This window comes from Bradyrhizobium sp. 35, from assembly GCF_023073215.1.
Classification (GTDB): domain Bacteria; phylum Pseudomonadota; class Alphaproteobacteria; order Rhizobiales; family Xanthobacteraceae; genus Bradyrhizobium; species Bradyrhizobium canariense_D.
On sequence record NZ_JADPJC010000080.1, the window covers coordinates 19,487 to 43,340 of the forward strand.

The 23,854-nt window shown below is 62.2% G+C and carries 32 protein-coding genes and 2 pseudogenes; 21 read left to right on the plus strand and 13 right to left on the minus strand.

Annotation, left to right across the window (positions count from 1 at the left end):
* Nucleotides 1-139: 139 nt before the first annotated feature.
* Nucleotides 140-1,426 carry a divalent metal cation transporter gene (locus IVB36_RS16250; protein WP_247392175.1) on the minus strand — a complete coding sequence of 429 codons (1,287 nt, stop codon included), beginning with the start codon at nucleotides 1,424-1,426 and terminating at the stop codon, nucleotides 140-142.
* Between the two features lie 269 nt (nucleotides 1,427-1,695).
* The gene (locus tag IVB36_RS16255; protein WP_018454867.1) at nucleotides 1,696-1,881 is read right to left on the minus strand and encodes a hypothetical protein; all 186 of its coding nucleotides are present in this window, start codon (nucleotides 1,879-1,881) and stop codon (nucleotides 1,696-1,698) included.
* A gap of 250 nt (nucleotides 1,882-2,131) precedes the next feature.
* Between IVB36_RS16255 and IVB36_RS16260 the strand changes: the two genes are divergently transcribed.
* From IVB36_RS16260 to IVB36_RS16285, 6 genes are all read left to right on the plus strand, one after another.
* Nucleotides 2,132-2,347, plus strand: coding sequence for a hypothetical protein (locus tag IVB36_RS16260; protein ID WP_085350652.1), 216 nt, complete (start codon nucleotides 2,132-2,134; stop codon nucleotides 2,345-2,347).
* A 473-nt stretch (nucleotides 2,348-2,820) separates the two neighbouring features.
* Nucleotides 2,821-3,012 (plus strand): SANT/Myb-like DNA-binding domain-containing protein, encoded by a 192-nt coding sequence (locus IVB36_RS16265; protein WP_247335279.1) that lies wholly within the window; start codon nucleotides 2,821-2,823, stop codon nucleotides 3,010-3,012.
* A gap of 107 nt (nucleotides 3,013-3,119) precedes the next feature.
* Nucleotides 3,120-3,296 (plus strand): hypothetical protein, encoded by a 177-nt coding sequence (locus tag IVB36_RS16270; RefSeq protein ID WP_198293354.1) that lies wholly within the window; start codon nucleotides 3,120-3,122, stop codon nucleotides 3,294-3,296.
* Between the two features lie 426 nt (nucleotides 3,297-3,722).
* Nucleotides 3,723-3,878, plus strand: coding sequence for a hypothetical protein (locus IVB36_RS16275; protein ID WP_247392177.1), 156 nt, complete (start codon nucleotides 3,723-3,725; stop codon nucleotides 3,876-3,878).
* On the plus strand, nucleotides 3,866-4,084 hold the full coding sequence (locus tag IVB36_RS16280) for a hypothetical protein (protein ID WP_245288401.1): 219 nt from the start codon (nucleotides 3,866-3,868) through the stop codon (nucleotides 4,082-4,084). The genes IVB36_RS16275 and IVB36_RS16280 overlap by 13 nt, the downstream gene beginning before the upstream one ends.
* A 163-nt stretch (nucleotides 4,085-4,247) precedes the next feature.
* Nucleotides 4,248-4,517 (plus strand): hypothetical protein, encoded by a 270-nt coding sequence (locus IVB36_RS16285; protein ID WP_247392179.1) that lies wholly within the window; start codon nucleotides 4,248-4,250, stop codon nucleotides 4,515-4,517.
* Here the strand turns inward: IVB36_RS16285 and IVB36_RS16290 are convergent.
* From IVB36_RS16290 to ligD, 7 genes and pseudogenes are all read right to left on the minus strand, one after another.
* On the minus strand, nucleotides 4,511-4,717 hold the full coding sequence (locus tag IVB36_RS16290) for a hypothetical protein (protein WP_018454859.1): 207 nt from the start codon (nucleotides 4,715-4,717) through the stop codon (nucleotides 4,511-4,513). The genes IVB36_RS16285 and IVB36_RS16290 overlap by 7 nt on opposite strands.
* Complete coding sequence (locus IVB36_RS16295) at nucleotides 4,714-4,914, minus strand: hypothetical protein (RefSeq protein ID WP_018454858.1); 201 nt, start codon at nucleotides 4,912-4,914, stop codon at nucleotides 4,714-4,716. The genes IVB36_RS16290 and IVB36_RS16295 overlap by 4 nt, the downstream gene beginning before the upstream one ends.
* Nucleotides 4,915-5,172: 258 nt before the next feature.
* Nucleotides 5,173-5,850 (minus strand): SOS response-associated peptidase, encoded by a 678-nt coding sequence (locus IVB36_RS16300; RefSeq protein WP_018454857.1) that lies wholly within the window; start codon nucleotides 5,848-5,850, stop codon nucleotides 5,173-5,175.
* 14 nt (nucleotides 5,851-5,864) lie between these two features.
* On the minus strand, nucleotides 5,865-6,278 hold the full coding sequence (locus IVB36_RS16305; protein WP_018454856.1) for a hypothetical protein: 414 nt from the start codon (nucleotides 6,276-6,278) through the stop codon (nucleotides 5,865-5,867).
* A gap of 108 nt (nucleotides 6,279-6,386) precedes the next feature.
* A complete protein-coding gene (locus IVB36_RS16310) occupies nucleotides 6,387-6,635 on the minus strand; it encodes a hypothetical protein (RefSeq protein WP_157642926.1) in 249 nt (82 codons plus the stop codon).
* The gene (locus IVB36_RS16315; RefSeq protein ID WP_018454854.1) at nucleotides 6,613-6,843 is read right to left on the minus strand and encodes a hypothetical protein; all 231 of its coding nucleotides are present in this window, start codon (nucleotides 6,841-6,843) and stop codon (nucleotides 6,613-6,615) included. The genes IVB36_RS16310 and IVB36_RS16315 overlap by 23 nt, the downstream gene beginning before the upstream one ends.
* Nucleotides 6,843-7,756 (minus strand): annotated as a pseudogene (gene ligD / locus IVB36_RS16320) (non-homologous end-joining DNA ligase). The gene IVB36_RS16315 and the pseudogene ligD overlap by 1 nt, the downstream one beginning before the upstream one ends.
* 133 nt (nucleotides 7,757-7,889) lie before the next feature.
* On the opposite strand from ligD, the gene IVB36_RS16325 reads away from it, so the two are divergent.
* The 4 genes from IVB36_RS16325 (at nucleotide 7,890) to IVB36_RS16340 (ending at nucleotide 9,553) form a co-directional block, all read left to right on the plus strand.
* Nucleotides 7,890-8,075, plus strand: coding sequence for a DUF3606 domain-containing protein (locus tag IVB36_RS16325; protein WP_007601546.1), 186 nt, complete (start codon nucleotides 7,890-7,892; stop codon nucleotides 8,073-8,075).
* Between the two features lie 41 nt (nucleotides 8,076-8,116).
* The gene (locus IVB36_RS16330) at nucleotides 8,117-8,650 is read left to right on the plus strand and encodes a hypothetical protein (RefSeq protein ID WP_245288400.1); all 534 of its coding nucleotides are present in this window, start codon (nucleotides 8,117-8,119) and stop codon (nucleotides 8,648-8,650) included.
* A gap of 197 nt (nucleotides 8,651-8,847) precedes the next feature.
* Entirely contained in the window at nucleotides 8,848-9,054 is a 207-nt protein-coding gene (locus IVB36_RS16335) for a GDCCVxC domain-containing (seleno)protein (protein WP_026232829.1), read from the plus strand.
* 151 nt (nucleotides 9,055-9,205) lie between these two features.
* Complete coding sequence (locus IVB36_RS16340) at nucleotides 9,206-9,553, plus strand: hypothetical protein (protein WP_018454850.1); 348 nt, start codon at nucleotides 9,206-9,208, stop codon at nucleotides 9,551-9,553.
* Between the two features lie 242 nt (nucleotides 9,554-9,795).
* Here IVB36_RS16340 and IVB36_RS16345 read toward each other — a convergent pair whose 3' ends face one another.
* From IVB36_RS16345 to IVB36_RS16355, 3 genes are all read right to left on the minus strand, one after another.
* Nucleotides 9,796-11,319: an FAD-dependent monooxygenase gene (locus IVB36_RS16345; RefSeq protein ID WP_247384057.1), complete on the minus strand. Its 1,524-nt coding sequence runs from the start codon at nucleotides 11,317-11,319 to the stop codon at nucleotides 9,796-9,798.
* Between the two features lie 269 nt (nucleotides 11,320-11,588).
* Nucleotides 11,589-11,933: a response regulator gene (locus IVB36_RS16350; protein WP_018454848.1), complete on the minus strand. Its 345-nt coding sequence runs from the start codon at nucleotides 11,931-11,933 to the stop codon at nucleotides 11,589-11,591.
* Between the two features lie 105 nt (nucleotides 11,934-12,038).
* Entirely contained in the window at nucleotides 12,039-12,236 is a 198-nt protein-coding gene (locus IVB36_RS16355) for a hypothetical protein (protein ID WP_018454847.1), read from the minus strand.
* Between the two features lie 549 nt (nucleotides 12,237-12,785).
* Between IVB36_RS16355 and IVB36_RS16360 the strand changes: the two genes are divergently transcribed.
* From IVB36_RS16360 to IVB36_RS16385, 6 genes and pseudogenes are all read left to right on the plus strand, one after another.
* Nucleotides 12,786-13,124 (plus strand): hypothetical protein, encoded by a 339-nt coding sequence (locus IVB36_RS16360; protein ID WP_026232828.1) that lies wholly within the window; start codon nucleotides 12,786-12,788, stop codon nucleotides 13,122-13,124.
* Between the two features lie 29 nt (nucleotides 13,125-13,153).
* A complete protein-coding gene (locus IVB36_RS16365; protein ID WP_247392181.1) occupies nucleotides 13,154-13,480 on the plus strand; it encodes a phage terminase large subunit in 327 nt (108 codons plus the stop codon).
* A 63-nt stretch (nucleotides 13,481-13,543) separates the two neighbouring features.
* Nucleotides 13,544-13,969, plus strand: a pseudogene (locus tag IVB36_RS16370) (GNAT family N-acetyltransferase).
* Nucleotides 13,970-14,205: 236 nt separating this feature from the next.
* A complete protein-coding gene (locus IVB36_RS16375; protein ID WP_247361441.1) occupies nucleotides 14,206-15,474 on the plus strand; it encodes a CoA transferase in 1,269 nt (422 codons plus the stop codon).
* A gap of 185 nt (nucleotides 15,475-15,659) precedes the next feature.
* Nucleotides 15,660-16,889 (plus strand): acyl-CoA dehydrogenase family protein, encoded by a 1,230-nt coding sequence (locus IVB36_RS16380; protein ID WP_247361443.1) that lies wholly within the window; start codon nucleotides 15,660-15,662, stop codon nucleotides 16,887-16,889.
* Between the two features lie 9 nt (nucleotides 16,890-16,898).
* Nucleotides 16,899-17,444 (plus strand): flavin reductase family protein, encoded by a 546-nt coding sequence (locus IVB36_RS16385; RefSeq protein WP_247361445.1) that lies wholly within the window; start codon nucleotides 16,899-16,901, stop codon nucleotides 17,442-17,444.
* A gap of 25 nt (nucleotides 17,445-17,469) precedes the next feature.
* Here IVB36_RS16385 and IVB36_RS16390 read toward each other — a convergent pair whose 3' ends face one another.
* Nucleotides 17,470-18,396: an NAD(P)-dependent oxidoreductase gene (locus IVB36_RS16390; RefSeq protein ID WP_247361448.1), complete on the minus strand. Its 927-nt coding sequence runs from the start codon at nucleotides 18,394-18,396 to the stop codon at nucleotides 17,470-17,472.
* Between the two features lie 177 nt (nucleotides 18,397-18,573).
* On the opposite strand from IVB36_RS16390, the gene IVB36_RS16395 reads away from it, so the two are divergent.
* The 5 genes from IVB36_RS16395 to IVB36_RS16415 all read left to right on the plus strand — a co-directional run bounded on the left by IVB36_RS16395 (nucleotide 18,574) and on the right by IVB36_RS16415 (nucleotide 23,837).
* A complete protein-coding gene (locus IVB36_RS16395; RefSeq protein WP_027566680.1) occupies nucleotides 18,574-19,557 on the plus strand; it encodes an ABC transporter substrate-binding protein in 984 nt (327 codons plus the stop codon).
* Nucleotides 19,558-19,635: 78 nt separating this feature from the next.
* Nucleotides 19,636-21,330, plus strand: coding sequence for a dihydroxy-acid dehydratase (gene ilvD, locus IVB36_RS16400; protein ID WP_247392184.1), 1,695 nt, complete (start codon nucleotides 19,636-19,638; stop codon nucleotides 21,328-21,330).
* A 115-nt stretch (nucleotides 21,331-21,445) separates the two neighbouring features.
* A complete protein-coding gene (locus IVB36_RS16405; protein WP_247392186.1) occupies nucleotides 21,446-22,291 on the plus strand; it encodes an ABC transporter ATP-binding protein in 846 nt (281 codons plus the stop codon).
* On the plus strand, nucleotides 22,288-23,073 hold the full coding sequence (locus tag IVB36_RS16410; protein WP_247361454.1) for an ABC transporter permease: 786 nt from the start codon (nucleotides 22,288-22,290) through the stop codon (nucleotides 23,071-23,073). Before IVB36_RS16405 ends, IVB36_RS16410 begins: the two co-directional genes overlap by 4 nt.
* Nucleotides 23,070-23,837 (plus strand): ABC transporter permease subunit, encoded by a 768-nt coding sequence (locus IVB36_RS16415; RefSeq protein WP_247361456.1) that lies wholly within the window; start codon nucleotides 23,070-23,072, stop codon nucleotides 23,835-23,837. Before IVB36_RS16410 ends, IVB36_RS16415 begins: the two co-directional genes overlap by 4 nt.
* Nucleotides 23,838-23,854 lie beyond the last annotated feature (17 nt).

Sequence of the window (23,854 nt, forward strand, 5' to 3'; positions counted from 1 at the left end):
ACGTTTTTGTCTTGGGGGAGACAGCGATGCTTTCGATCGACCAATTCCTGCGCTTCATCAGCGTGCCGGCTGTGTTCGCGGCCTTCATCATTGCCTCGCAGATCTCGGCAGCCTTGTCGCAAGGCTAGTCAAAGGCTAGTCAGCCGATCGATGACGAGCCGAGCAAAGCGAGCACAGCCAGCGCCATCAGCGCGGTGCCGAGCCAGCCCAGCGCGACGAGCCATGACCGGCCCTTGAAGCGACCCATGATCGCCTTGCTCGAGACGATCAGCATCATCATGGCCATGATCGGAACGGCGACGATGCCGTTGAGCACCGCGCTCCAGACCAGCATGTGGATCGAGTCGATGCCGGTGAACCCTAGACCAAAGCCGATGATGGTGGCGGCGGCGATGATAGTGTAGAAGCCGACCGCCTCGTCGGGCTTCGCCTCCAGCGTCGCGCGCCAGCCGAAGATCTCCGCCACGCCGTAAGCGGCCGAGCCCGCCAGCACCGGAATTGCGAGCAGGCCGGTGCCGATGATGCCGATCGCGAACAGGGCGAAGGTGAAGTCGCCGGCGAGCGGCCGCAGCGCTTCGGCGGCCTCCGTCGCCGAATTGATGTTGGTGACGCCATTCGCGTGCAGCACCGACGCGGTGGTGAGAATGATGAAGAAGGCGATGCCGTTGGAGAGCAGCATGCCGGAGAGGGTGTCGGCCCGGATGCGCGCCAGCTCGAGACTGCCGCCGCGCTTCAGCTCGCGCAGCGGCTTGTCGCGCTTGCCCTGGTTCATCTCCTCGACCTCCTGCGAGGCCTGCCAGAAGAACAAATACGGGCTGATCGTGGTGCCGAGCACGGCGACGACCATCATGAAATAGTCGGCGCTGACATTCGTCTTCGGCCACACCGCCGCGAGCAGCGCCGTGCTCCACGGAATCTTGACGGTAAAGGCGGTCGCGACATAGGCGAACAGCGCCAAGGTGAGAAATTTCAGCACCGGCGAATAGCGCCGATAGGGCAGGAACACCTGCAGCAGGGTCGAGCCCGCCGCGAAGATCAGCGCGTGCTCGTGGTTGAGGCCGCCGATCACCAGCGAGAGCGCCTCCGCCATCGCCGCGATGTCCGCGGCAATGTTGAAGGTGTTGGCGGCGACGAGCATGGCGACGAGCGACAGCACCGCCCAGCGCGGCGCGATCTGCATGACGTTGGCGGCCAGCCCCTTGCCGGTGACGCGGCCGATCCGGGCGCTGACGAGCTGGATGGCGATCATGAACGGCGTGGTCAGAAATACCGTCCAGAGCAGTCCGTAACCGAATTGCGCACCGGCCTGCGAATAGGTGGCGATGCCGGACGGATCGTCGTCGGCGGCCCCGGTGACGAGACCCGGCCCCAGCCTCTGCAACAGCGACGGTGCGGATTTCGTGGGGCTGACGGCATCGTCGGTCATGGCAGGAGGGGTCTCGGTCGGGGCGCGTCCTTCACAAATGCTAATGAGGGAACAAGGTTCCCGGGCTGCGGGTAAGGCGCGCCTCGCTGATTTCTGAAAAAGCTAATTTGGTTTGACTCGTCGGGCAAAACACCTGTATAAGTGCATCATCGAAGAATACCCGGTGCAGCGTTGGCACGCATTCCGAGCGCGACCGGACTGCGATGGCCGGCCAGTGCGCAACCCGCGCACCGGCGAGACGTTTGTCTCCTGAGCGCGTGCGGTCGGGACTATTTGATGCTGACGAACATGCCCCAGGCGCCGGCCAGCGCGGCGCCGGCAAAGACGATCAGCGGGTTGTTGCAGAACGCACTGCCATAGGTGCACATGGTGACGCCGAACGAGCCGATCTCGTGATGGCTCGCGGAGTAGAACAGTCCCGACAGTACCAGCAACGCGGCGGCGACGTAATACATCGATGATCTCTCCGGCCCTTGCCCGATTGCGTTGGTCGCAAGGGACATTGTCCAGCATGGCGCGAACCAATTGCATCCTGGCGAACCCGCCCTGCTGCATTTGAACTAAAGTCGACCAATCCCGGGAGATGCCGTCCCAGCGGGCCGCAATCTGAACGTGCGATCGGGGCCAGAACATCTGCGCGGGAACTGTTGGACGCGCTCTCCATTAACGAACACGAACAGTCGGACCAATCGAGGGGAGTGGCCCATGGGCACCGAGCGGATGCACCCTCCGCGCTACTGGCGGATGCGGGCGGAAGAATTTCGCACCAAGGCGGACAATTGCGAGTACCCCGAGACGCGGGACGTGCTGCGCAAGGTGGCGCAAAATTACGACGAACTGGCCCGCCGCGCCGCGCGCATCTGCACCGTCGAGAGCCTGGACGAACTGCGGGGGGGGGGCGCCAACAGCAAGCCGGTTTGATCGTTCAGGGCAAACCCGCTTGATGGTTCACGACGAAGCCGATGATCGGCGGGCGCGATCATGGGGCGTCTAGGCCGTCGCTTCCATCAGAAGCGCTGCCCGTGCGATTTGGAACGAATGTCCACTTTGGTACTTAGGAACTCAGTCCTCCAACGAGGGATGAGATGAGCAGCGAACAGCAAGCAGGCCCGGCAACGAGGCCGGATCAGCATTACAAGCCGGGGCCGGCGTGCCCCAAATGCGAGAGGGGCACGCGCTGCCTGACCTCGATCTTCGACGTGAGGCGCGATTGCTCGATCCTGATCTATCGGTGCGATTCGTGCCGCGAGGACGTCTGGATTTGAGCGCGCGCCGTCGTCGGCCCATCCGCGGGACGCCCCGTCGGAGATCTCATAGCAATCTCGGATAGGAACTTCGCGGGTTTCGCCCGCTTGTCGCCTGCATCGACCACGCAGGCGAGACAGCTTCTAATCATGCAATCACGCTACCCGTTGTTGAAGAAGTGGACAGCGGAAGAGCACGAGCGGCTGAAGGCGTTGGCCGAAGCGGGCTCGCGGCCGGACGAGATCGCCGGCGAGCTTGGTCGCAGCGAAGCGGCAGTGAGGGTGCGCGCCTGGCAGCACGGCATCGCGCTGCGCCTCGTCACGCAGAAGCGCGGACCCTGAAGACCGGCTGGGTCGAAGGCGGGCATCCCGCCCCGTGTTCACTTGTGAACGGTCCTCAATCGTCTCTCGACGTACTCTGCGAATGGGCAGCAACACGGGAGCTTGTCATGCTCACCCGCGAGGACTTCGAGACGGATCTCGACCGGCAGAAAATGCACCAGCTCGATGCAAGCCAAACGACACGACAATTGCTGCGCCGTTCGCGGGAGCAGATCGCGGCATCGATCTCACTGCTTCAGCAGCAAGTTCCGAAGATCTGGCACCCTCAACCTCCAGAACGATAGAAACCTCTTCCGCCGTTCCCGCGTTTGCGCGCATGGCGGATCAAGACACCAGGCAGCGGCCGATTTGTGCTGCGTGCAACAAACCCATGACATTCATCGACGCGGTGAGTTCACCGGACGGCGCGATGGCCATCTTCCGGTGTTCCGGCTGCAACAAGCTGTCTTGGGAGAAGCCCAGGCAAGATCAAAACTAGGCCGTCGAAAAGAAACGGCCCCAGCCCGGGGGGCGAGCTGAGGCCGTGGGGGCGCCGGTCGTGCATCCGGACCGACGCACCGATAACCCTTTGGCCCGAGGAGCTGTTCCTATTTCAGGCGACCATGGACATGGCGCGGCCCGATGAAACACGCCTGAAACAGTGCTGAAACCAGATAGTCTCGAACGTCCCGCCGGCTGCGTCCGACCAACCTAGCGAAAAGGAGATCATCATGATCCAGGTTGGTTCGAAGGAAGAAGTCGCGTTTTTGCTGGCGCTGTTCGGCACCCACACCCAGCGGTCAAGCGGCCGGCGAAATCACGGCAGGCGTGAGGCGCTGGTCCCACGCCAGGCTTGGCCGAATGCCAGAGCCTCTTGCGGCTTCTGATCGCAAGGGGCGACCCGAAGGCCATCCCGCTCGCGACAGGCGCCATCGACCAATATCTGAACACCGCGCCGGTGTGCATGCGCGGCCGCGGCCTGCGCGTGCTCCAGCGCGACGCGCTCGACCAGCATGGCACTGCGGTCGGCGTGCAGCGCTCGTTCGCGGAAACGGTGGATGCCTACATCGTCGGGAAGCTTGCGGAGGAGTGAGGGGGCCGAATGTCGTTTCGCCCTGTCGCTTTCGGCTTCCTGAAGAGGCACGAACGCGGTAGGAACCGCGAAGTTCCCGGAACCCATTGATCTCCCATAGATTTTTTCGCGACTTCCGGAAACCTTTGTCCGCTTCGGACCTATTAGGGCAAAGGATGCTGCAATGCCCCGATATTATTTCGATCTGCGCGACGACACCGGTGTAGCGCTCGACGCGGAAGGCTTGGAGCTGGCCAGCTGGCGCGCCGTTCAGGCGGAAGCCGCCAAGTCGGTCGCGGACATGGCGCGCGATGCTATCCTCTCCGCGCCTGCCGCGGGCGGCAGGCAGACGATGGCGATCGACGTTCGCGATGCCAAGGGTCCCGTGATGCAGGTCAAGTTCTCGTTCGCCATCGAGACCTTCACGACGCCTGCGGCATCACGCGATCATTGACGCGTGAGAACGCCCGGCGGGGATTGCTCGGGCTCGAGTACGGCGATCTTGCGGCCGAGCTGCCAGACCTCGACCTTGCCGTGCTGCGTGAACTGCTGCGCGAAGGTGAGGGCGTTCGCATCCGACGCGGCCTCGAACGCTTCGGCCGATCGGAACACGCCGTTGTCGCCGACCAGGTAAGCGCGATATTGCTGGGTCATGTCGGTGGCCTCAGCCCTGGCGATTGCAGCCAGGCGGCAATATGCATGGCGGTCTCGTCCTGCCGCGCCTGGCGCAGCAGCATCTCGCGGCGGCGCCCCGGCGCGAGCGTGCGCGCCTCCTCGCGCAGCCGCGCGGCCTCCGCGGCGAGCCGTTCGTCGAGTGTCGTGGTCTGCTTGAATCGTCGTCGCTTCTGCATGCACGTCTCCCTCGTTCGCGTGGGGCGGGAGCAATTTCGGCGGTCTCATCACCCGGTCGATGGCAACTGCCTTGCGGTGATGGATCAATCCTCGCGCTTCTGGCGGCGAGAGGAAACATCATATGATATGTTGGCGGATTTAATTGCGCGAGCAAATTCAGCCACTTGAGCGCGTTACTCATCTTGATTGCTTGTGAGCAATGTGCACTTTTGGACAGAAGCGCATGTCTAATAGGGCGTAGGGAGCCGGCTCCCCTATTAGGAATCAGCTGTAGCGGCGGCGAATGCGTCTTCCTTCTCGATGCCGCGCGCGACGATCTTCAAGCATTCGTCTGGTAGCGGCCGTTGAAGCGCCTTGGCTTCTTCCCACGGCGCCCTTAGCCAAACGTCTCGCTCTTTCGCTGTCGTCAGCAGCACCGGCATTGCCTTCGGATGGATTGGCTCCACGACCGCATTCGGCGTCGTGGTGAGAAAACCGTACACCTGATGCGGCCCCGGAATGGGCTTCGACTTGGTGCCGCGATCGCCATTGAAAGTCGTCCAGATCCCGGCGAACGCGAACAGCGGCCGGGCGTCCGCGAGCGCAAACCACACGATGTCTTTCTTCTTGGTCTCCGGGTTGGGCTCCGGCGCGTATTCGGCAAAGCTGTTGACTGGCACGAGGCAGCGGTGCTCCGGCTTGAGCCACGCGCGCCAGTGCGGCGACGAGGTGTTGCGAATGTTCGTGACGGGCGGGCCGCCGGTACGCGGAGGGGGCGGCATGCCCCAGCGCATCAGCACCATCTCTCGCTCGCCGCCCGCATCGCGAATGATTGGCGCGGGGTAATCCGGAAACACACCCGGCATTGGCGCCAAATTGCCTTCATAGCGGCGGACGACCCGGAAGAGGTCGGCTATCGCGGCTTGGTTGGTGGTGATCGAATAGAGGTTGCACATATGTTCGATGATCCTTAGCGCTCGCCGGGCCACCAGTAAGATGCCGGATTATCCGCCGAGATTTTCGTTGGTCTTAATGCAACGAGTGCGCTTCGCTTATACGGATAGCGCCGCACTTCCGAACAGTTCTTGCATCGCATGTAGCGCTCAAGTTCATGCACCGGCGTCGTCTTGGCACGACGGACGACATCGAGTGCCACGGTTTGGTTGGTGTCGCATCCAAGGCATCGCACTTCGAGGTATAGGAAGCCGGCGTTGATGGCATCTCCGATCGTCGGCGATGGCTGCGCCGGGCCCTTATAGCCAAGCATCCGATAGTTCCAGGCCGCGCAAGCCAGTTTGTCGGCCTCCTTGCGCGCCTCCTTGGCGCGCTCGGCCGAAATCTTGATTTGAGTGCCGTAGAGATGTTGGCGGGACTTGGTGGTCATGCCGCGATCAAAGCCATGTGCCGGCCAAGCTGGCAAATTATCGATAGGTGGTAGGCGAGAAGCGCAACGGGCTACTTCCTGTCGTGGCTGTGGAAAACCAAAGCGCTCTCAAATGCTGACCAACTGGCGGCCCGTCCCCTTGCAATCGACGCAGGCCAGTTCGCCTCCGACCATCTCTGGAGGAAACAGGCAGCGTCCGCTCCCGTCGCATTCCAGGCAGACGATTTGGCCGGCGCCGCATTCGAGTTCCTCAACTTCGGTCTCGAATTCGGTGTCACAATTATGGGCGCAGTAAACCACCATCGTGGTTGTTGCACCCGCCGAACATGTCAAGTCATCGTCGATGAGTTTTTGCAAAGACACTCTCCGGATATTTCTCGATAGCTTCGACACGAAGCCACTCGACAGCATCGACGATATTGTCGGCCTCCCCTTCGGCATCGAAGCCGTTCACCTCATCACCGAGCCCGAGGTTGATTTGAAAACCGCCATTCCAAAAGGCGGCAATCGTGAAATTGATTTCACTGTCGTATAGATCCTGAAGGATGCGGGAGGTTCTATCCATCACAAGTCCTCTCTCAAGCCCTTAAAGAAGGGATGCCGGACTTTCCCCTCCGCCGACTTCGCGCGGTACTCTATTTCCGCAAGCAGCTTCGGCTCGACCCAGATGCCCTTGTGCGCGATCCGCTTGGTGTAAGGTTGCGTCTTGCGGACAAGCGGCTTCAATCGTTTGTGGACTTCTGCGGCAGATGACTTGTCGAATCCGAGGTCGACCTTGCCCGCATAAATGAGATCATCTCCCTTATGGCGACCAAGATAGATGCCGTCCCATTTGCCTTCGTCGAGCGCGAAACCGGCGATGGTCAGTGTCTCGCGTTGCCTGCAAGTCTTCTTGACCCATTTGTTACCCGTGCCGCTGCTGTAGGTGCTGTCGCGAACCCTGGAGACCACGCCCTCAAGCCCGACCTTGCAGGCATGCGCGAACATCTCGTTGCCTGCGATCTCGAAGCTCTCACTGAACTGCACTGCGGTGCCGGAGATGATCTTCTTCAACTCGGCCTTGCGCTGAAACAGCGGCAGGCCGCGCAGGTCTCGCCCATTCAGATAAAGCACGTCAAATGCCACGAGCACGATCTTGGTTGATGTGCCCTTCAGCTCGTTTTGAAGGACGGAAAAATCGGTGCTGCCATCGGCAGCAGGGACCACAACCTCGCCATCGATGATCGCCGATCCTGCCTTGATGTGCGGGCGACTTTCTTAAAGCGCTTGGTCCAGTCGTAGCCGCGACGGGTGTAGACGGTGACAGCCTCATTGGCCAAATGAAGCTGCACCCGGTAGCCGTCGAACTTGATTTCGTGAATCCACCGCGCTCCGGATGGCACGCGGTCCACCCACGATGGCAAGGCCGGTTTGATGAAGCCGGGGAAGGGCGCTTTCACCCCGAGCGCCCCCAGCCTTCGCTGACGCTGCAACGCCACTGACAAACTCCACGCAACGAACGCCTTGATTCGAATCTTCACGGCCGGATTCGTTCCGCCAATCTGGGCGAACCGGATGGGCGTGGGGAACCGTTTGATTCCTCTTGCGTTTCAGAGATGCAAGGAGAGCAACATGGCTAAAGCGAAGAAGCAGACAACTCGCGGTCGCAAGCAGGACCGCGCGCGCGTTGCGGGCGGGCAGAAATACGAAGTTGGCTACGAGGCAAAGAAGACGGGCCGCTCGGCTTCTGCCGTGAAGAAGGCGGTGAAGAAAGTGGGCAGTAGCCGGAAGAAGGTCGAGCGCAAGCTGGGCCGCTGATAGTTTTGCGTTAGCCCACAGGTTTGTGGCGAGCCGGTCGCATGAGCGACCGGCTTTCTTGCGCCTACTGGTGCGCCATCAGGAATCTCCTCAACTCAGGAACTGCGGCAGTCGCACCGGAATTGGTGCGGTGCTGGCTCGCCGCCGAGCTGGCGGAGCGGCCCCGGCCATACCTCCAGCCCCCTGCAAGCCGGGGCCGTCTCTCCGCCCACGCGATGAGGGCAGTGACGCGCTGCAAACAAAACGACAGCAATGTTGCTGTTTATTTCCAGCGACGCCACAACGCAGTTCGCTGTATGGTCCCTTTCCGTTTTTTTCCCACAGCGGATTTGATCACCATGCACCCCATCCAAGGTACGCATATTGCCGCAATCTTCAAACTGGCCACCCAGCAGCTTGAAGCACTTCGCGTCGCCCCAGAGATCCAAAAGGAATATTCCGAAATCCTCGTTTTAAGAGAGAAGATAAAACTGGCGACCGAGCTGAAGAAGGCTCGCCGGCAGCCCTTACTCGGTGCCCCCCGCGCGCTTGAAGAAGGTGGAAGAGGCTCCAAGGATCGAACATTTTTGATCTAGATCAAAGTCGCATGGCGCGGGGCGGTTCGTATGATGCCATGAGTGATAAGCCGCCCGAAAAGCCAGAAGTGATGCCCCGCGAGAGCGACGAGGCCCGGCGGCGCATCATCGAAGAGTATGCCGCGGACCGCCGCGGATTGATCAGGAAGCTGCGCCAGAAGTCGAAGGGAGCGGACGCTGCGCAGGGAACATCGCAGATGATCTTAAACTCTACCATCACGTGCCCGAAGTGCGGTCACGCTGCTACCGAGGTCATGCCGACCGACGCCTGCCAGTTCTTCTATGACTGCAAAGGCTGCGGCGAGCGCCTAAAGCCGCTCTCTGGCGACTGCTGCGTGTTCTGTTCCTTCGGCACCGTTTACTGTCCGCCGGTTCAAGAGAACGGCAGGTGCTGCTGTAGCTAGCTGCCTCTAAGGGAGTGCGGCTGCCGCGCCTGAGTTTGACACGTCGGGCAAAACACTGGCAGAATGGCATCATTGAAGATCAGCCCGCGCGGAGCAATCCGCCGCGGGCTTTTTATTTGCGGAGTCGTCATTTAAACAAACGGATTTCCAAATGACCAAATTTAGGAGAAGGACCGAGCTGCATCTTCCTGTTGCTGAGCATGTAGTCAGGGAAGGTTTCAGGGCACCAACGCTGGCCGATATCGAAACCCTGGCACAAGCCAAGACCGAAGCGGCACTCAACGTGCTTGCTACCATCATGTTCAGAGAGACAGCGAACGCTTTTGCGCGGGTGGCCGCCGCAAACTCTATTCTCGATCGTGGGTGGGGCAAGCCGGTACAGCCCTTGGCTACGGACGCGCGGCCGCGCGAATTGCTGCAACGGATCGAACGCATCATCGTACATCCGGATCATCCATCGATAGTCGACAATGAGACCAGCGAACCCGAGGCTTCGTAAGCTTCGCATCGTCTTGTCTCCAGGCGAGGAATTGCAATGGAAACACGGTCGCCACCGACTCCATTGGAGTCTCCACAGCAAGAGAACGCGGCTCTGATTGGTTTACCCCAATGGATGCGCGACGCACTATCTCATCAGCCGGCCCCCACGCCACCGCAGCAAGCCGGAAGCGTCGATGAGCCTGCGCACGGTGAACGCACGAATATTCGAATCTTGAGCCGCGTTCCCTCGCGCCTACCTGACTAGTCTGAGGCAGGTCCGAACCACCTCGTCAGCGTCTCCGCAAGTCCGTGTTGGCTCTCGTCTCCCACCCAGGCCACATGCCCGTCAGGCCGCACCAGCACGGCTTTTGGCGCCGCGACTTGTCCAATGGACGGAAGCTCCCATGCACCGTGATAGTCCGCTTCGACGAGATTGATGCGATCTGCCCAGGGCGCGATGTCGAAGCCGCTGGTCTTCCCAAAATCAAGCAGCAAGCCGCGCGCGCCGTACAGCAACGTGAACAGTCGCAGCGGACGCCCGTCCACCACGAGGTCGAGATCGGGCATGCGGCGTCCGAGCAGCGCGTGGCCTTGGCCGAGATCGTAGTGCACGTCGAGCCCGCTCATCATGGCGCCAAAACGTTGGCGCGGCGCGTCCATCGCGAGCAGTTCGGCGACGACCTCGCGCGCGGCCTTGAGGCCGTCCTCGCCGCGGCGGAGCAGGGCGATTTGCGCCATGGTGTTGCGCAAGGTCCGCGCGCCGACGGGATGGCGCTCGGCATGGTAGCTGTCGAGCAGGCTGTCCGGCGACAGGCCCTTGACCACTTGCGCGAGCTTCCAGCCGAGATTGACGGCGTCCTGCACGCCGATGTTGAGGCCTTGCCCGCCGACGGAGTGATGGATATGCGCGGCATCGCCGGCGAGCAGCACGCGGCCTTTGCGGTAGGACACGGCCTGCCGTGCCGCATCGGTGAAGCGGGAGATCCAGGACGGGTTGTGGAGGCCGAAATCGGTGCCGTAGACGGCGACGAGGGCGTCGCTGAGATCGCGGGCGCCGGGCACGCCGGTGCGATCGAGCGTCGCTTCCGTCACGACCACCAGCACGCGCCCGCTCTCGGTCTTGCTGAGGCCGTGAAAGCCGAGCGCGTCGTGGCGCAGGCCCCATGCGGGCTCGTCCCGCATCTCGACTTCGGCCATGAGATTGCTCAGCGTCGGCTCGGAGCCTGCGAAGTCGATGCCGGCGGCCCTGCGCACCAGGCTGCGGCCGCCGTCACAGCCGACCAGATAATTCGCGCGCAAGGTCTCGCCGCCGGAGAGCGTCACGTCGATGCCGGTCTCGTCCTGCGCAAAATCCGTCACCTCGCGGTTGCGATAGATCGACACCGCGAGCTCGCTGACCCATTCGGCCAGGATGCGCTCGATGTGGCTCTGCCGCAGTGTCAGCCCGTAAGGGTGCCGGGTGGGGAGGTCGCTGATGTCGAGCCTGGTCCAGGCGAAGCCCGCGAGCTGGGTGATCTGTCCTTCGCGCAGGAAACGATCCGCGACGCCGCGCTGGTCGAGAATCTCGATGCTGCGCGCGTGCAAGCCGCCGGCGCGCGTGCCGACCAGTTCCTGATCGGCGCGCCGCTCCACCACGGCGACGTCGACATGCGCGAGCGCGAGCTCCGCAGCCAGCATCAAGCCGGTCGGGCCGCCGCCGGCGATCACCACGGCGTGGTCTTCGTGGCGGGCGCCGGCGCGTTTGGCGTGGCCGCGCGTCCGGGACGTGGGAAGCAGTACAGGCATGTGAGACCCCTCGGGATGGTGTTCGGGTCGAGGGTTCTACGGCAGGGTCGGGGGCTTGAAGCAAGCCCGTTGCACCCCACATATCTGAGTGGGGAGAGGGAATCCCTTGTCCGCGTTCGCCGCGTTGACACGTCCGGCAAAACACCGGCATAATGCCATCATCGAAAAAGAGTTTGGTTCAACCCGCGCGGATGCGATCCGCCGCGGGTTTTGTTTTGGGCTTTTGGCTTTCAGACTTTTTGGCTTGCGATGTTTCGGTCTTGCGAGCTTCAGCAGATGCCGACGGTGCGCCGCATGGTGCTGGCGAGTTCCTCGAACGAGAACGGCTTTCTGATCATGGGAAGCCCGTCACGCCGGGGTTCACGTCCCGACAGCTGCAGGATCTTCAGCTCCGGGCGGCGGCGCCTGGCCAGCTCGGCCAGTTCATGACCGTCCATGCCGGGCATGTTGATGTCGGTGATGAGGATGGAGATGTCCTGGTTCTGCCTGAGCCGGTCGAGCGCATCCGTGCCGCTGTGGGCGCTGACCACCTTGCAGCCGAGTTCTTCCAGCATGTCGACCATGACGTCGAGCACGCCGGGATCGTCGTCAACAACCAGTACGGTATGGCTCATCACACAACGTTCCTCCTGAAGGAATAAACGCGCCCGCCTTGGCGTAAGTTCCGGTACGGCGTGGTCGAACGAGCGATGTTGGACTCCTCGTGCAAAGCACAAGGCCTAATCATCCTTCGAGAGATCGCCGGGCCTGGTGGGAAGATCGATGGCTCCGCCTTCGCCGTGAACGAGATCACGGTTCTGGTCCTCGGTTTCGTCAGCGTCCGGGATGATGGCCTCTCGCGTGTCGGGCTCCCCGTCGATGCGCGGCTTCTGGCCGGGCAAGTCCCGCGAGGTTTTCGGTGTCATGTTCAGTGTCATTGGTCGATCCTCCTGACCGGCTTAACGCGGGCAGGGACGGTTCGTTCGTTGACACCTCGGGCGAAACGCCGGCAGCCTGACTGGGATTGGCTTTCCGAAGGTCTCCGTCGGCTTTGATTCGCAAAAATCGAAATAGAGCTTGACCCGTCGGGCAAAACACTGGCATAGTGGCATCATCGAAAAGTTCGCAACGCCCGCGCGGGACCAAATCCGCCGCGGGTTTTTTCGTATCCCATTTTCGGAATCGGACGGCGGCCCACGCATCACGGCCACGCACTCGCTTGAAACGCGTTGAGGGAGCGCCGATCGGCGTGCCGCCGTCCGTACCATTGCTGGCCGCGCACGCGCGAACGTGCCGGCCCGCGGCGCGAGCGATCTGCTCGCGCCGCTGCGGTCTCCGGATACGGAGATAGGGTTCGCGCCCGAAACGATCGCGCCTCATTCGCGATCTGCCGCGCATTTTCTTTGTCGAGGAGAGACGATGACCGCCTATCTGATATCGCTAGCGCTCGCGGGCCTGGTTGCAATCGCGCTGTGGGAGACGTTGTCTTGAGCGAGGACATGGAAATTGCGCTCGTGAGCGAGCCGGTCCGCGCGCCTGCGCGACGGAAGACGTCCAGCGCGCGCACCCTGACCGAAATCCGCTCGCTGGCGCGGAGCCACACCAGGACTGCGCTCCGTGTGCTCGTCGGCATCATGCGCAGCGACGACGCAACGCCGGCCGCCCGTGTCTCCGCCGCCAATGCAATCCTCGATCGCGGCTGGGACAAGGCGGCGCAGCCGATCGAGAACGGAGAAGATGGCGTGCTGGAATTGATTCACCGGATCGAGCGCATCATCGTGTACCCGGGGAGCTTGCGCGGTGGGGATGCCGATCGTGACGCCTGAGCCGTGGAAAAATCGAGCGAGCGCATCCATTGTCCATCCTGAAAATTCCGACGGCCAAGATATTCGAGCCGCTGCTGCAGCCCGCGCGCTACAAGGGCGTTTATGGTGGACGCGGCTCCGGCAAATCGCATTTCTTCGGCGAGCTCCTGGTCGAGACCTGTCAGGCCGAGCGCGGTACGCTCGCTGTGTGCATTCGAGAAGCGCAGCGGACGCTGGCGCAATCTTCCAAGCGGCTGATCGAGGGCAAGATCGCCAGCCTTGGCCTCGGCCACGGCTTCAAACTGTTCAGCGACAAGGTCGCCACCGGGCTGATGGGCGCGGTTTGGCTAGGTGTCAAGGTCGTGCTGGGCAAGTGAGCCTCAATCGGCACGACATTTCTGCACTTCCACTCACATCATCTCATCCCAATGGACCGTCTCATGTACAGAATTCGCATCGTCGATGCATCCGATGACGACATTGTCGATACATTGGCCGATCTGCATCAGTCGGCGTTCTTCGATGCGGCTCCCTTGCCGCAATTCCAGTTAGGGGCGTGGTGGCTTGCCTATCACGGCGCTGAGCCAGTAGCCTTCGCCGGTATCGTGCCGTCAACGCACATTCGAAATGGCGGTTATTTCTCCAGAGTCGGTGTGTTGCAGCGGCACCGGGGACGTGACCTCCAGTGCAGGCTGATGCGGGTGATCGAGGCAAGGGCACGGCGTACTGGACGGGACAGCATCGTCCCGGATACGACGGACAATCCGGTGTCTGCCAATAATTCATCCGGGCGGGCTATCGGCTCTTCGAACCCCATGTGCCCTGGGCTTGGCCGCATACGGTACTGGCGAAAGTGGCTTCGCTGAACGAGGAGCCAAGTTTCCCGTGGTGCGGAACGCGATTCACGCAACGCAAAAAAATGGTTCGCGCGAGATGAAGCGAAACACGGAACGTTCAAGGCCCGGCAGCTTGACAGCTGCCGGCCCTGTTTGCGTATTGAAGCGATGCGGGCGAAGGACTTGCGAAGTCCGCGGTGCCGGGCTTTAAGTTTGCTCCTGCGGAAAATTCGGCAACGATAAGCCGATGTAAGGGAGCGCCGTCGATGCCCACCAAGCCTCAATTGCCGGAACGTTCGTCGCGGGCGACGGGCGCGCCTACCGCGCTCGATGGTCTGCTGGTCGTCGATTTCACGCGTGTGGTTGCCGGCCCGGCCTGTACGCAGACGCTTGCTGATTTCGGCGCGCACGTCATCAAGATCGAGAATCCAGACGGAGGCGATGACACGCGTGCGTATGAACACGCCGAGATCGGTGGAGAGAGTGCTGCCTATCTGAGCCTCAATCGCAACAAGCGTGGCATCACGCTCGACCTTACCGTGCCGGAGGCTCGTGAGATCGCGCTGGATTTGATTCGCCAGGCCGACGTGGTCGTCGAGAACTTCTCCAGCGGAGTCATGAAGAAATTTGGCCTGGACTATGAAACTGTTGCGCCGCTCAATCCGCGGCTGGTCTATTGCTCGATCTCCGCCTACGGGCGCACCGGGCCGTTTGCATCGCGTCCCGGCTTTGATCCGATCACGCAGGCGGAAAGCGGCTTCATGTCGCTCAACGGATTTGCCGATGGCCCGGCGGTTCGCACCGGACCGCCCATCGTGGACATGGCGACGGGGATGTCTGCCTGCAACGCCATCCTGATGGCGCTGTTGGCGCGGGATCGGCTCGGTCGCGGCCAGCATGTCGAGGTCGCCCTGTTCGACGTCGCGATGGGCATGACCGGTTTCTATGGCATGGCCTATCTGATCAACGGCGAAAATCCCGGTCGGTTTGGTAATTCGCCGAGTGGCTCACCTACCGTCGGCGTGTACGAGGCCTCCGATGGACCGCTTTACATGGCCTGCGCGAACGACCGGCTCTATCGCCGGCTGGTGGTTGAAGTGCTGAACAGGCCCGATCTCATCACCGATCCGCAGTTTGCAACGCGCAAAGCCCGCTCCGAGCACAAGGAGCTTTTGCGAGCAGCCATCGCGGAGGTCTTTGCGAGCGATACTCTCGAGAACTGGATGACCAAGATGAAGCTGGCCAATATTCCGGTCGGCTATCTCCGAACGGTCGAGGAGGGGTTCAATGCACCGGAGGCGCGAGAGCGCCATCGCTTGAACCGGATTCCGCATCGTACGGCGGGGTGGGTCCCGAACATCGAGCCGCCGATTGCCATGAGCTTGACCGGCCCGGTTGATCCTGTGGCTGCTCCGTTGCTGGGCGAGCACACGGAGCAGGTCTTGCGTGATACGCTCGGTTACGACGAGCGTCGGATATCGCAGTTCACCCAAAAGGGCGTTTTCGGGTCGGGCAAACCCTCGACGTCGGGCTGAGCCTGAAGGGCGATCCTACAGGCCAGGCCTCGCGCGGCTGGCGGACCATCGCTTGGCAATGCCGCCACCTTCGCTGTATCGCATCCTTCCCGCGCCTGTTCAGGACGGCCATACTCAGACAGCGCTGCCCCGGCTTGATTTGGCAAGGGTCTCGCCGCATAAATGCATGAAAGCGAGGGATACGAATGGCGCCTGGTCAAGAGCGGAGCGTGGGCCGGCCCGCAGCGGCGCAATCCGATGAACCTGCCCATGCGGCAATGATCGCGAAGGCCCGGGCGCTCGTCCCACGGCTGCGCGAGCGAGCGGCCCGGACAGAGGAGTTGCGGCATCTGCCGCCGGAAACGGAGAAGGATCTGCACGACGCCGGCCTGTTCCGGATGCTTCAGCCTAGGCGCATTGGCGGCGCCGAGCTCGATTATGTCGCCTTGATCGATTGCGCGGACCTGCTCGGACAAGCAGACGCCTCGGTGGCCTGGAATCTGGCCAATCTGGCGAGCCATCATTGGATGCTCGGCATGTTCGAACCGACGGCGCAGGATCTGGTCTGGAGTCGTGATCCGGACACGCTGATCGCGTCCTCGTTCATTTTTCCGGCCGGACGTGCCACGCGAGTTGAGGGCGGATACCGGCTCCACGGCAGCTGGCCGTTCTCCTCGGGCGTTGCCTCCTGCGCGTGGAACATGCTTGCAAGCGTCGTCTACTCCGACGATGAGGCAGACGGCATCGAGTATCGGATATTTCTGCTGCCGAAAGCCGACTACAAGGTCCTCGACACCTGGAATGTCGCGGGGCTGCGCGGGACCGGGTCCTGCGACGTGGAGGTCAGGGACGCTTTCGTGCCCGACGACATGACGGTCGCGGTCGGCGATCTTGACGGCGGTCCGACTCCGGGAAGCAAGCTCAATCCCAACCCGCTGTATGAGCTCCCCGTGTTCTCGCTGTTTCCCTACGTCCTCTCCGGCGTCGCGCTGGGGAACGCGCAGGCGTGTCTCGACGATTATGCGGAGGTCGTCCGTCATCGCATTTCTACCTACAACCACGCCCGCCTGAGCGACTTTCAAAGCACCCAGATCAAGATCGCCGAGGCCTCGGCGAAGATCGATGCTGCACGCTTGATCATGCGCTCGGCCTGTCTGAATGCCATGGAGGATGCAAGGCGGGGTCATATCCCCGATATGGCGACCAAGACCCGATATCGGCGCGACGGCGCTTTTTCAGTAAACTTCTGCACGGATGCGGTGTCGATGCTGTTTGCCGCGAGCGGAGCACGGGGCCTGTTCACGACGGGCGCGTTGCAGCGGCAGTTCCGCGATGCGCACGCGATCAACTCGCATCTCGCGTTCAATTTCGATGCGGCCGGGACCAATTATGGACGCGTGGCGCTGGGGCTGCCGTCCGAGAATCTCACGCTGTGAGGCCGGCCGATGAATGATCTGCCGAAGCAGCCGGCCGTTCCCGATCCGGCCAACGAACTCGCGAGCGACAGCTCGCCGATCGATCCCCGTGATTTTCGCAGCGCGCTCGGCACCTACGCCACGGGGGTGACGATCATCACGGCTGCGGCTCCTGATGGCAAGCCCTATGGCCTGACGTGCAATTCGTTCGCCTCGGTCTCGCTGAATCCCCCGCTGGTTCTTTGGAGTCTGGTCGTCTATTCCTCTAGTCTAACCACCTTCCAGAACGCCAGTCATTTCACGGTCAACGTTCTTGGCGTTTCGCAACAGGCGCTTGCGAGCAAATTCGCTAAATCGTCTGATGACAAGTTCACCGGTGTCGGCTGGACGCCGGGCCTCGGCAACGCGCCGGTGCTCGCCGAGAGCGTCGCCAATTTTCAATGCCGCTCGGTCAATCGCTATTACGGCGGCGACCACGTGATCTTTCTCGGTGCGGTCGAGGCCTATACTTACAATGCGAAGGAGCCGCTGCTCTTCGCGCGCGGCGCGTTCGGCCGATTTCTCGCCGACGGCTAGCACAAGCAGTCACAGCCAGCGTGCTTCACTTCGCGCTCGACGGTTCAGCGCTCCCGGCCGAAAGCTTGTAGATTTCGAGCGCATCCGCATCCGCGCCTCGCGCGGCCTTGGCGAGCCTGAAAAGTTGTCCTGCGAGCGAGGCCATGGGCACCGGCGTCGACGTCGACTGCGCGACGTCGACGACGGTATCGAGGTCCTTGAGCATCGTAGCGATATGACCAAGCGGCGGTGAGTGTATGCCCTGGACCATCCGCGGCACAAACAGCTGCAACGGAATGGAGTCCGCGAAGCCGCCGGCGAGGGCTTCGGGTAACCGGTTGGCATCGATTCCGGCGTTCACGGCAAGGCGTGTTGCCTCCGCAAGAACGGCAATCGCGCATCCGACGATCACCTGGTTGCATAGCTTTGTGGTCTGGCCGGCGCCGGTCGGGCCCATGTGGGTGAACCTGCGTGCCATGGCGAGCACGTAGGGGCGGACCCGCTCGATATCGCCTGCTTTTCCGCCGGCCATGATGGCAAGCGTGCCTTCCTCGGCCCCCTTGGTACCACCGGACACCGGCGCATCGATCCAGCCCGCGCCGTTCGCAGCTAACAATCGCGTTGCAAGGTCTCGTGCGGCGTCAGGATGGATCGACGAGAAGTCGACCACGAGCTTGCCCGCGCCGGGCGCAGTTGAGATGCTCTCGGGCCCGAAGATCACCTCTTCCACGGCAGCCGCATCCGTCACGCACATGAAGACGATGTCGGAGCTCTCCATCAAGTCGCGGGGGGTGGCTGCGCGCCTGGCACCCGCCTCGACGAGCGCGGCCGTCTTCCCTTCGGAACGGTTCCAGACAGTGACCTGATGGCCGGCCTTGAGCAGGCGCCGGCTCATCGGTGTCCCCATCAGCCCAAGGCCGAGATAGCCGAGCCGCTCGACGCCCTGCGGGTTTGTCTTGCTCGCTTCAGCCAAAGGTTGCCTCCATCTGTTGCTCCGCGACGCCGCGCGGTCGCTGCACTACCATACATGGCGTATCCCACGACGAAACCGCAGGGCCTGCATGGCTTGCTTGATTGTTTGAACCATGAAACATTTGCCACGGTCGGGTTGGATGGCGCCGGTCGGCGCCTGGGCAGCGGAGTGGGCACGATGCGAACCGTTTCGAAGTGGATCCTGGCTTTGGGGGCGGCAGCGGCCGTGAGCGCGAGCGCAGGCTCGTCATGGGCACAGCAGACAATTCGCGTCGGCTGGACGATTCCGGCCGAAGAATCCAAATACTGGATGATGCGCCGCCCGGCTGAGTTTCCCAACATCGGCAAGGCCTACAACATCGAATGGACCCAGTTTCAGGGCACCGCTCCGATGACGCAGGCCTTGGCGGCCGGCGCGCTGGATTGCGCGACCCAGGCGCCGCTGTCGCTCGCCAACGGCGTGGTTGGCGGCAACCTCAAGGCCTACATCGTGGCGCAGCATGTCTTCGAGAAGGCCGGTGGTTTCTCGGTCTACTGGGCTGTCATGGACGACTCCCCGATCAAGACGATCGCCGATCTCAAAGGCAAGACGGTCGGAATCTCCGTGATCGGCGGTGGCACCCAAGGCCCGTTCAATCTGTTGCTGAAGCAGAATGGCATCGATCCGGCCAAGGACATCAAGCTGGTCGAGGTCGGCTTTGCCGTCTCCGAAGATGCGTTGCGGCAGGGCCGCGTCGATGCGGTCAACATGAACCAGCCATTTGCCGCGCGCGCGGAGGCAAAGGGCGGCACGCGCAAACTGTTCTCGCTGTCGCAGGCGATGCCGAACATCGTGCACATTCTGGAAGCCTGCCGTGCCGATTTCGTCGACAAGAACCCGGAACTGGTGAAGGCTTACGTGCGTGACATTACCTCTGGCATGAAGAAAGCGCTGGCGAACCGCGAAGAGACGTTGAAGGTCGTCAACGAAGTCCTGAAAGCACCTATTCCGGTTCTCGAGACCTATCTGCTTAAGGACAACGATTTCGGCCGCGATCCGGGCGCGGCACCGAATTTCCCCGCGATCCAGAAGATGCTGGACATCTACGCGGAGACAGGGATGCTGCCAAAATTGGATGTCGCGCAATTCAAGCATTCGACGATTGTCGCTCCGCTGCAATAGGCGATCGGGCGAATGAACCGAGCGAGAACGTCGCCGCGTCCAGGATGATCCGGGACGTTGCATGAAGAAGATGCACGTATGAAGAAGCTCCGATCTCGGATCACGACGGATGGCCTCGACCGGGCTCCGCACCGCGCGTTCATGCGCGCCATGGGGCTCGACGACGCTGCGATTGCCAAGCCGATGGTCGGCGTCGTCAGCATGAAGGGCGAGCAGACGCCCTGCAACATGACGCACGACTTTCAGGTCGCAGCGGCCAAGACCGGTATCGAAGAGGCCGGCGGCACGCCGCGCGAGTTTTCGACCGTGTCGGTTTCCGACGGTATCAGCATGAATCACGAAGGGATGAAGTTCTCCCTTTTTTCGCGGGAGCTGATTGCCGACTCGATCGAAGCCGTCGTCCATGGTCTCGCCTACGATGCGCTGATCGGATACGGCGGATGCGACAAGACGCTTCCCGGCGTGATGATGGGCATGGTCCGGTGCAACGTCCCGTCCATTTTTATCTATGGCGGCAGCGCGCTGCCGGGCCGCATAGACGGGCGAACCCTCACCGTGCTCGACTCCTACGAGGCTGTCGGCAGCTTCATGACCGGAGAGATCGACGGCGCCACGCTCGAGCGGATCGAGCGCGCCTGCCTGCCGACCATCGGCGCGTGCGCCGGCCAATTCACTGCCAACACCATGGGGATGGTGTCGGAGGCGATGGGCCTCACCATTCCCAATGTGTCGATGGTGCCGGGTGTCTATGCCGAGCGCGCGCAGATATCCAGGCGGGCCGGCCGCCTCATCATGGAGATGCTGGAGCGCGGTGGGCCGTTGCCGCGCGACGTCGTGACGCGGAAATCCCTGGAAAACGGTGCGGCGATCGTGGCTGCCACGGGCGGTTCGACCAATGCTGCGCTGCATCTGCCGGCGATCGCGAACGAGGCCGGGATCGCATTCACGATCGACGATGTCGGCGAGGTTTTTGCCAGGACGCCGCTGATCGGAAACCTGCGGCCTGGAGGCAAATATACGGCGAAGGATGTCTACGACGTCGGCGGCGCTGCCGTGGTGATCCGGGAGCTGATCCAGAGCGGGCATATTGATGGCAGTTGCCTGTCGATCACGGGCCGTACGCTTGCCGAAGAATATAGCGCCTCCAACGCTCCTGACGGAGAGGTCGTTTACGCGGCTCGCGCGCCGATCATGCCAGATGGCGGTGTGGCAGTGCTGAAGGGAAACCTCTGCCCTGATGGCGCGGTGATCAAGGTCGCGGGGCTGAAGAGCCAATTGTTTGAAGGTGTGGCGCGCATCTTCGAAGACGAAGAGGCTTGTGTCGCAGCGGTTCGCGAACGCAGCTACAAGGCGGGCGATGTGCTCGTGATCCGCAACGAGGGACCGGTCGGCGGCCCCGGCATGCGCGAAATGCTCGGCGTCACCGCGCTGATCTATGGCCAGGGCATGGGCGAGAAGGTGGCCCTGATCACGGATGGACGGTTCTCCGGCGCCACCCGCGGAATGTGCGTGGGCTATGTGTCTCCCGAGGCCTTCATCGGCGGTCCGCTGGCGCTGGTACGCGATGGCGACAGGATCCGGATCGATGCCGCGAACCGGCGGATGGATATGCTGGTCGACGAGCAGGAACTCACTGCTCGCCGACACGATTGGAAGCCGCGTTCGCCTCGTCACCGTGCAGGCGCGCTAGCGAAATATGCCCGATTGGTTGGCCAGGCACCGGGCGGGGCCGTCACACATGAGGGGCCCGCAGAATGGCCCTGGTTCGGATGACGCGGCGAACCTGCCGGAAACAGCCACTGGTCTGGCAAGTTTCTTGCTAAGCTCGTGTCGCTGGCGGATGTTCAGCAAGCCTGTTGCGCAGGGTTCGCGAACGAAGTGAGACGGGATGAAGGTAGTGCCTTCGAGATCGAGCGAAAGGGTGAGACCGGTGACGCCGCAAAAACCGGCTTCTGCAATCATCGAGATCGAGAGCGTCTCCCAGGTATTTCAGACCTCGGCGCGCAAGGATCATGTGGCGCTATCGGACATCTCTCTGGCGATCGAGGAGGGAGCCTTCGTCTCGATCCTTGGTCCGTCCGGCTGCGGCAAGTCGACATTGCTCTACGTTGTCGGCGGCTTCGTCAGCCCAACCAGCGGCTCTGCAAAGATCAGGGGACGGATAATCACGGGACCAGGGCCGGATCGCGGTCCGGTATTCCAGGAGTTCGCGTTGTTTCCGTGGAAGACCGTGCTGGGCAATGTGATGTATGGCCCTCGCCAGCAGGGCGTGCCCACCACCGAGGCGGAAGCGCAGAGCCGAGCTCTTATCGAAATGGTCGGGCTCAAGGGCTACGAGAATTTCTATCCCAAGGAGCTGTCCGGCGGCATGAAGCAGCGCGTGGCACTGGCTCGAACGCTGGCTTACCATCCTGAGGTTCTGTTGATGGACGAGCCTTTCGGCGCGCTCGATGCTCACACGCGAACGCGCCTGCAGAACGATCTGTTGAGTATCTGGGAGCGTGATCGCAAGACGGTGCTGTTCGTCACCCATTCGGTGGACGAAGCGGTTTTCCTGTCGGACAAGGTCGTGATGATGTCGAAATCCCCCGGCCGCATCCGCGAGGTCATCGACATCGATCTGCCGCGGCCGCGCCGCCGCAGCGAGCTGCTGCTCGACACTCGCTACCAGAAATACGTTGTCGACATCGAGCGGATGTTCGACGAGGTCGAAGATACGGGATCAGCGTCATGACATCGCTGACGGCCCTGGCCAAGCGTACCGCCCCGGTGTTTGCCTGCATCGGGCTTCTTGCGGCATGGCAGGTTGCATCACTCGCGCTAAAGAACGACAGCTTTCCGACGGCGATCGAGGCAATCCGCGCAATCCCGGACATCCTCGGAGACAAGGAAGCGCTGATCAACATCCTGGCCTCGCTCCGCCGCATGGCGGTCGGGTTTGGCATAGCGGTATCGGTTTCGATCCCGCTCGGCCTGTTGATGGGCCGCAGCCGGGCCGTCGCGGCCTTCTTCAATCCGCTCCTGATGGTGATCTATCCGGTGCCGAAGGCCGCCTTGATGCCGATCATCATGCTGTGGCTCGGCGTTGGTGACATCACGAAGACGCTGGTGATCTTCCTCGGCGTCAGCCTGCCCGTGATCTATCACAGCTTCGAGGGCGCCAAGGCGGTGGAAGAGAAGATGCTATGGTCGGGCGCGGCGATGGGGCTTTCGCCTGCGCAACGGCTGGTCCGGATCGTACTGCCGGCGGCGCTGCCGGAAATTCTGACCGGTTGCCGCACCGGACTCGTGCTGGCGCTGATCACGATGATCACCAGCGAGATGATCGCGCGTCAGTCCGGCGCCGGCAACATCCTGTTCAATGCACTCGACATGGGCCAATACGACACCGTCTTTGCGATGATCATCATCGTCGGCGCGATGGGAATCTGCCTGGATGCAATCTTCGAGCGGGTCCGCGCAAGGCTGGTGCGCTGGTCTGAACCGCAGTTCGATATGCCGCTGAGCTTCTCATGATGCCGCAGCTTCGCTCCACCAGCATCATCCTTGGGCTCGCGCCGATTGTGCTGGTGATCGCGCTGTGGCAGGGCCTTGTGTCATTTGGCTTTGCGCCTGCGGTGTTGCTGCCGCCGCCGGGATATGTCTTCGGCAGGTTGCTGCAGCAACTCGTGACATGGTCGTTTCAGCAGGAGATCGCGGCGACCCTGATCCGGTTGTTTGCCGGCTTCGCGATTGCGGTCGTGCTCGGTGTCAGCTTCGGCATCGCGGCCGCCGCCAGTCCGGCTATCAACGCCGTGGTCCGGCCGATCGTGCGCGTGCTCGCGCCGTTGCCCAAGGTCGCGCTGTATCCAGCATTGCTGCTGCTGCTCGGCTTCGGTCATGGATCGAAGATCACCCTGGTCGCGGCGGATGCACTCTTTCCCATTTTGTTGTCTACTTATTACGGCGCTTCAACGGTGGAGCAGAAGCTGATCTGGTCGGCCATGGCGGCGGGAACGCCGCGCTATCAGATCCTGTTCAAAGTGGTGCTGCCGGCCGCGATGCCGTCGATCCTGACCGGTTGCCGGATCGGCCTTGTCATTTCCTGCATCGTGGTGTTTCTGGCGGAGATGATCACGTCGAGCGACGGGCTCGGACATGTGCTCGTCACGGCGGCCCGGACCTTTCAGGCCGTCGACATGTTCGTGCCGCTGATCACGATCTCGCTGTTGGGCCTGATCCTCAATGGTCTGCTGGGGGCAGTGCGCGCGTATCTGCTGCGGGGTTTCCCCGAAGCATGAACTGACGAAGAAGAAAC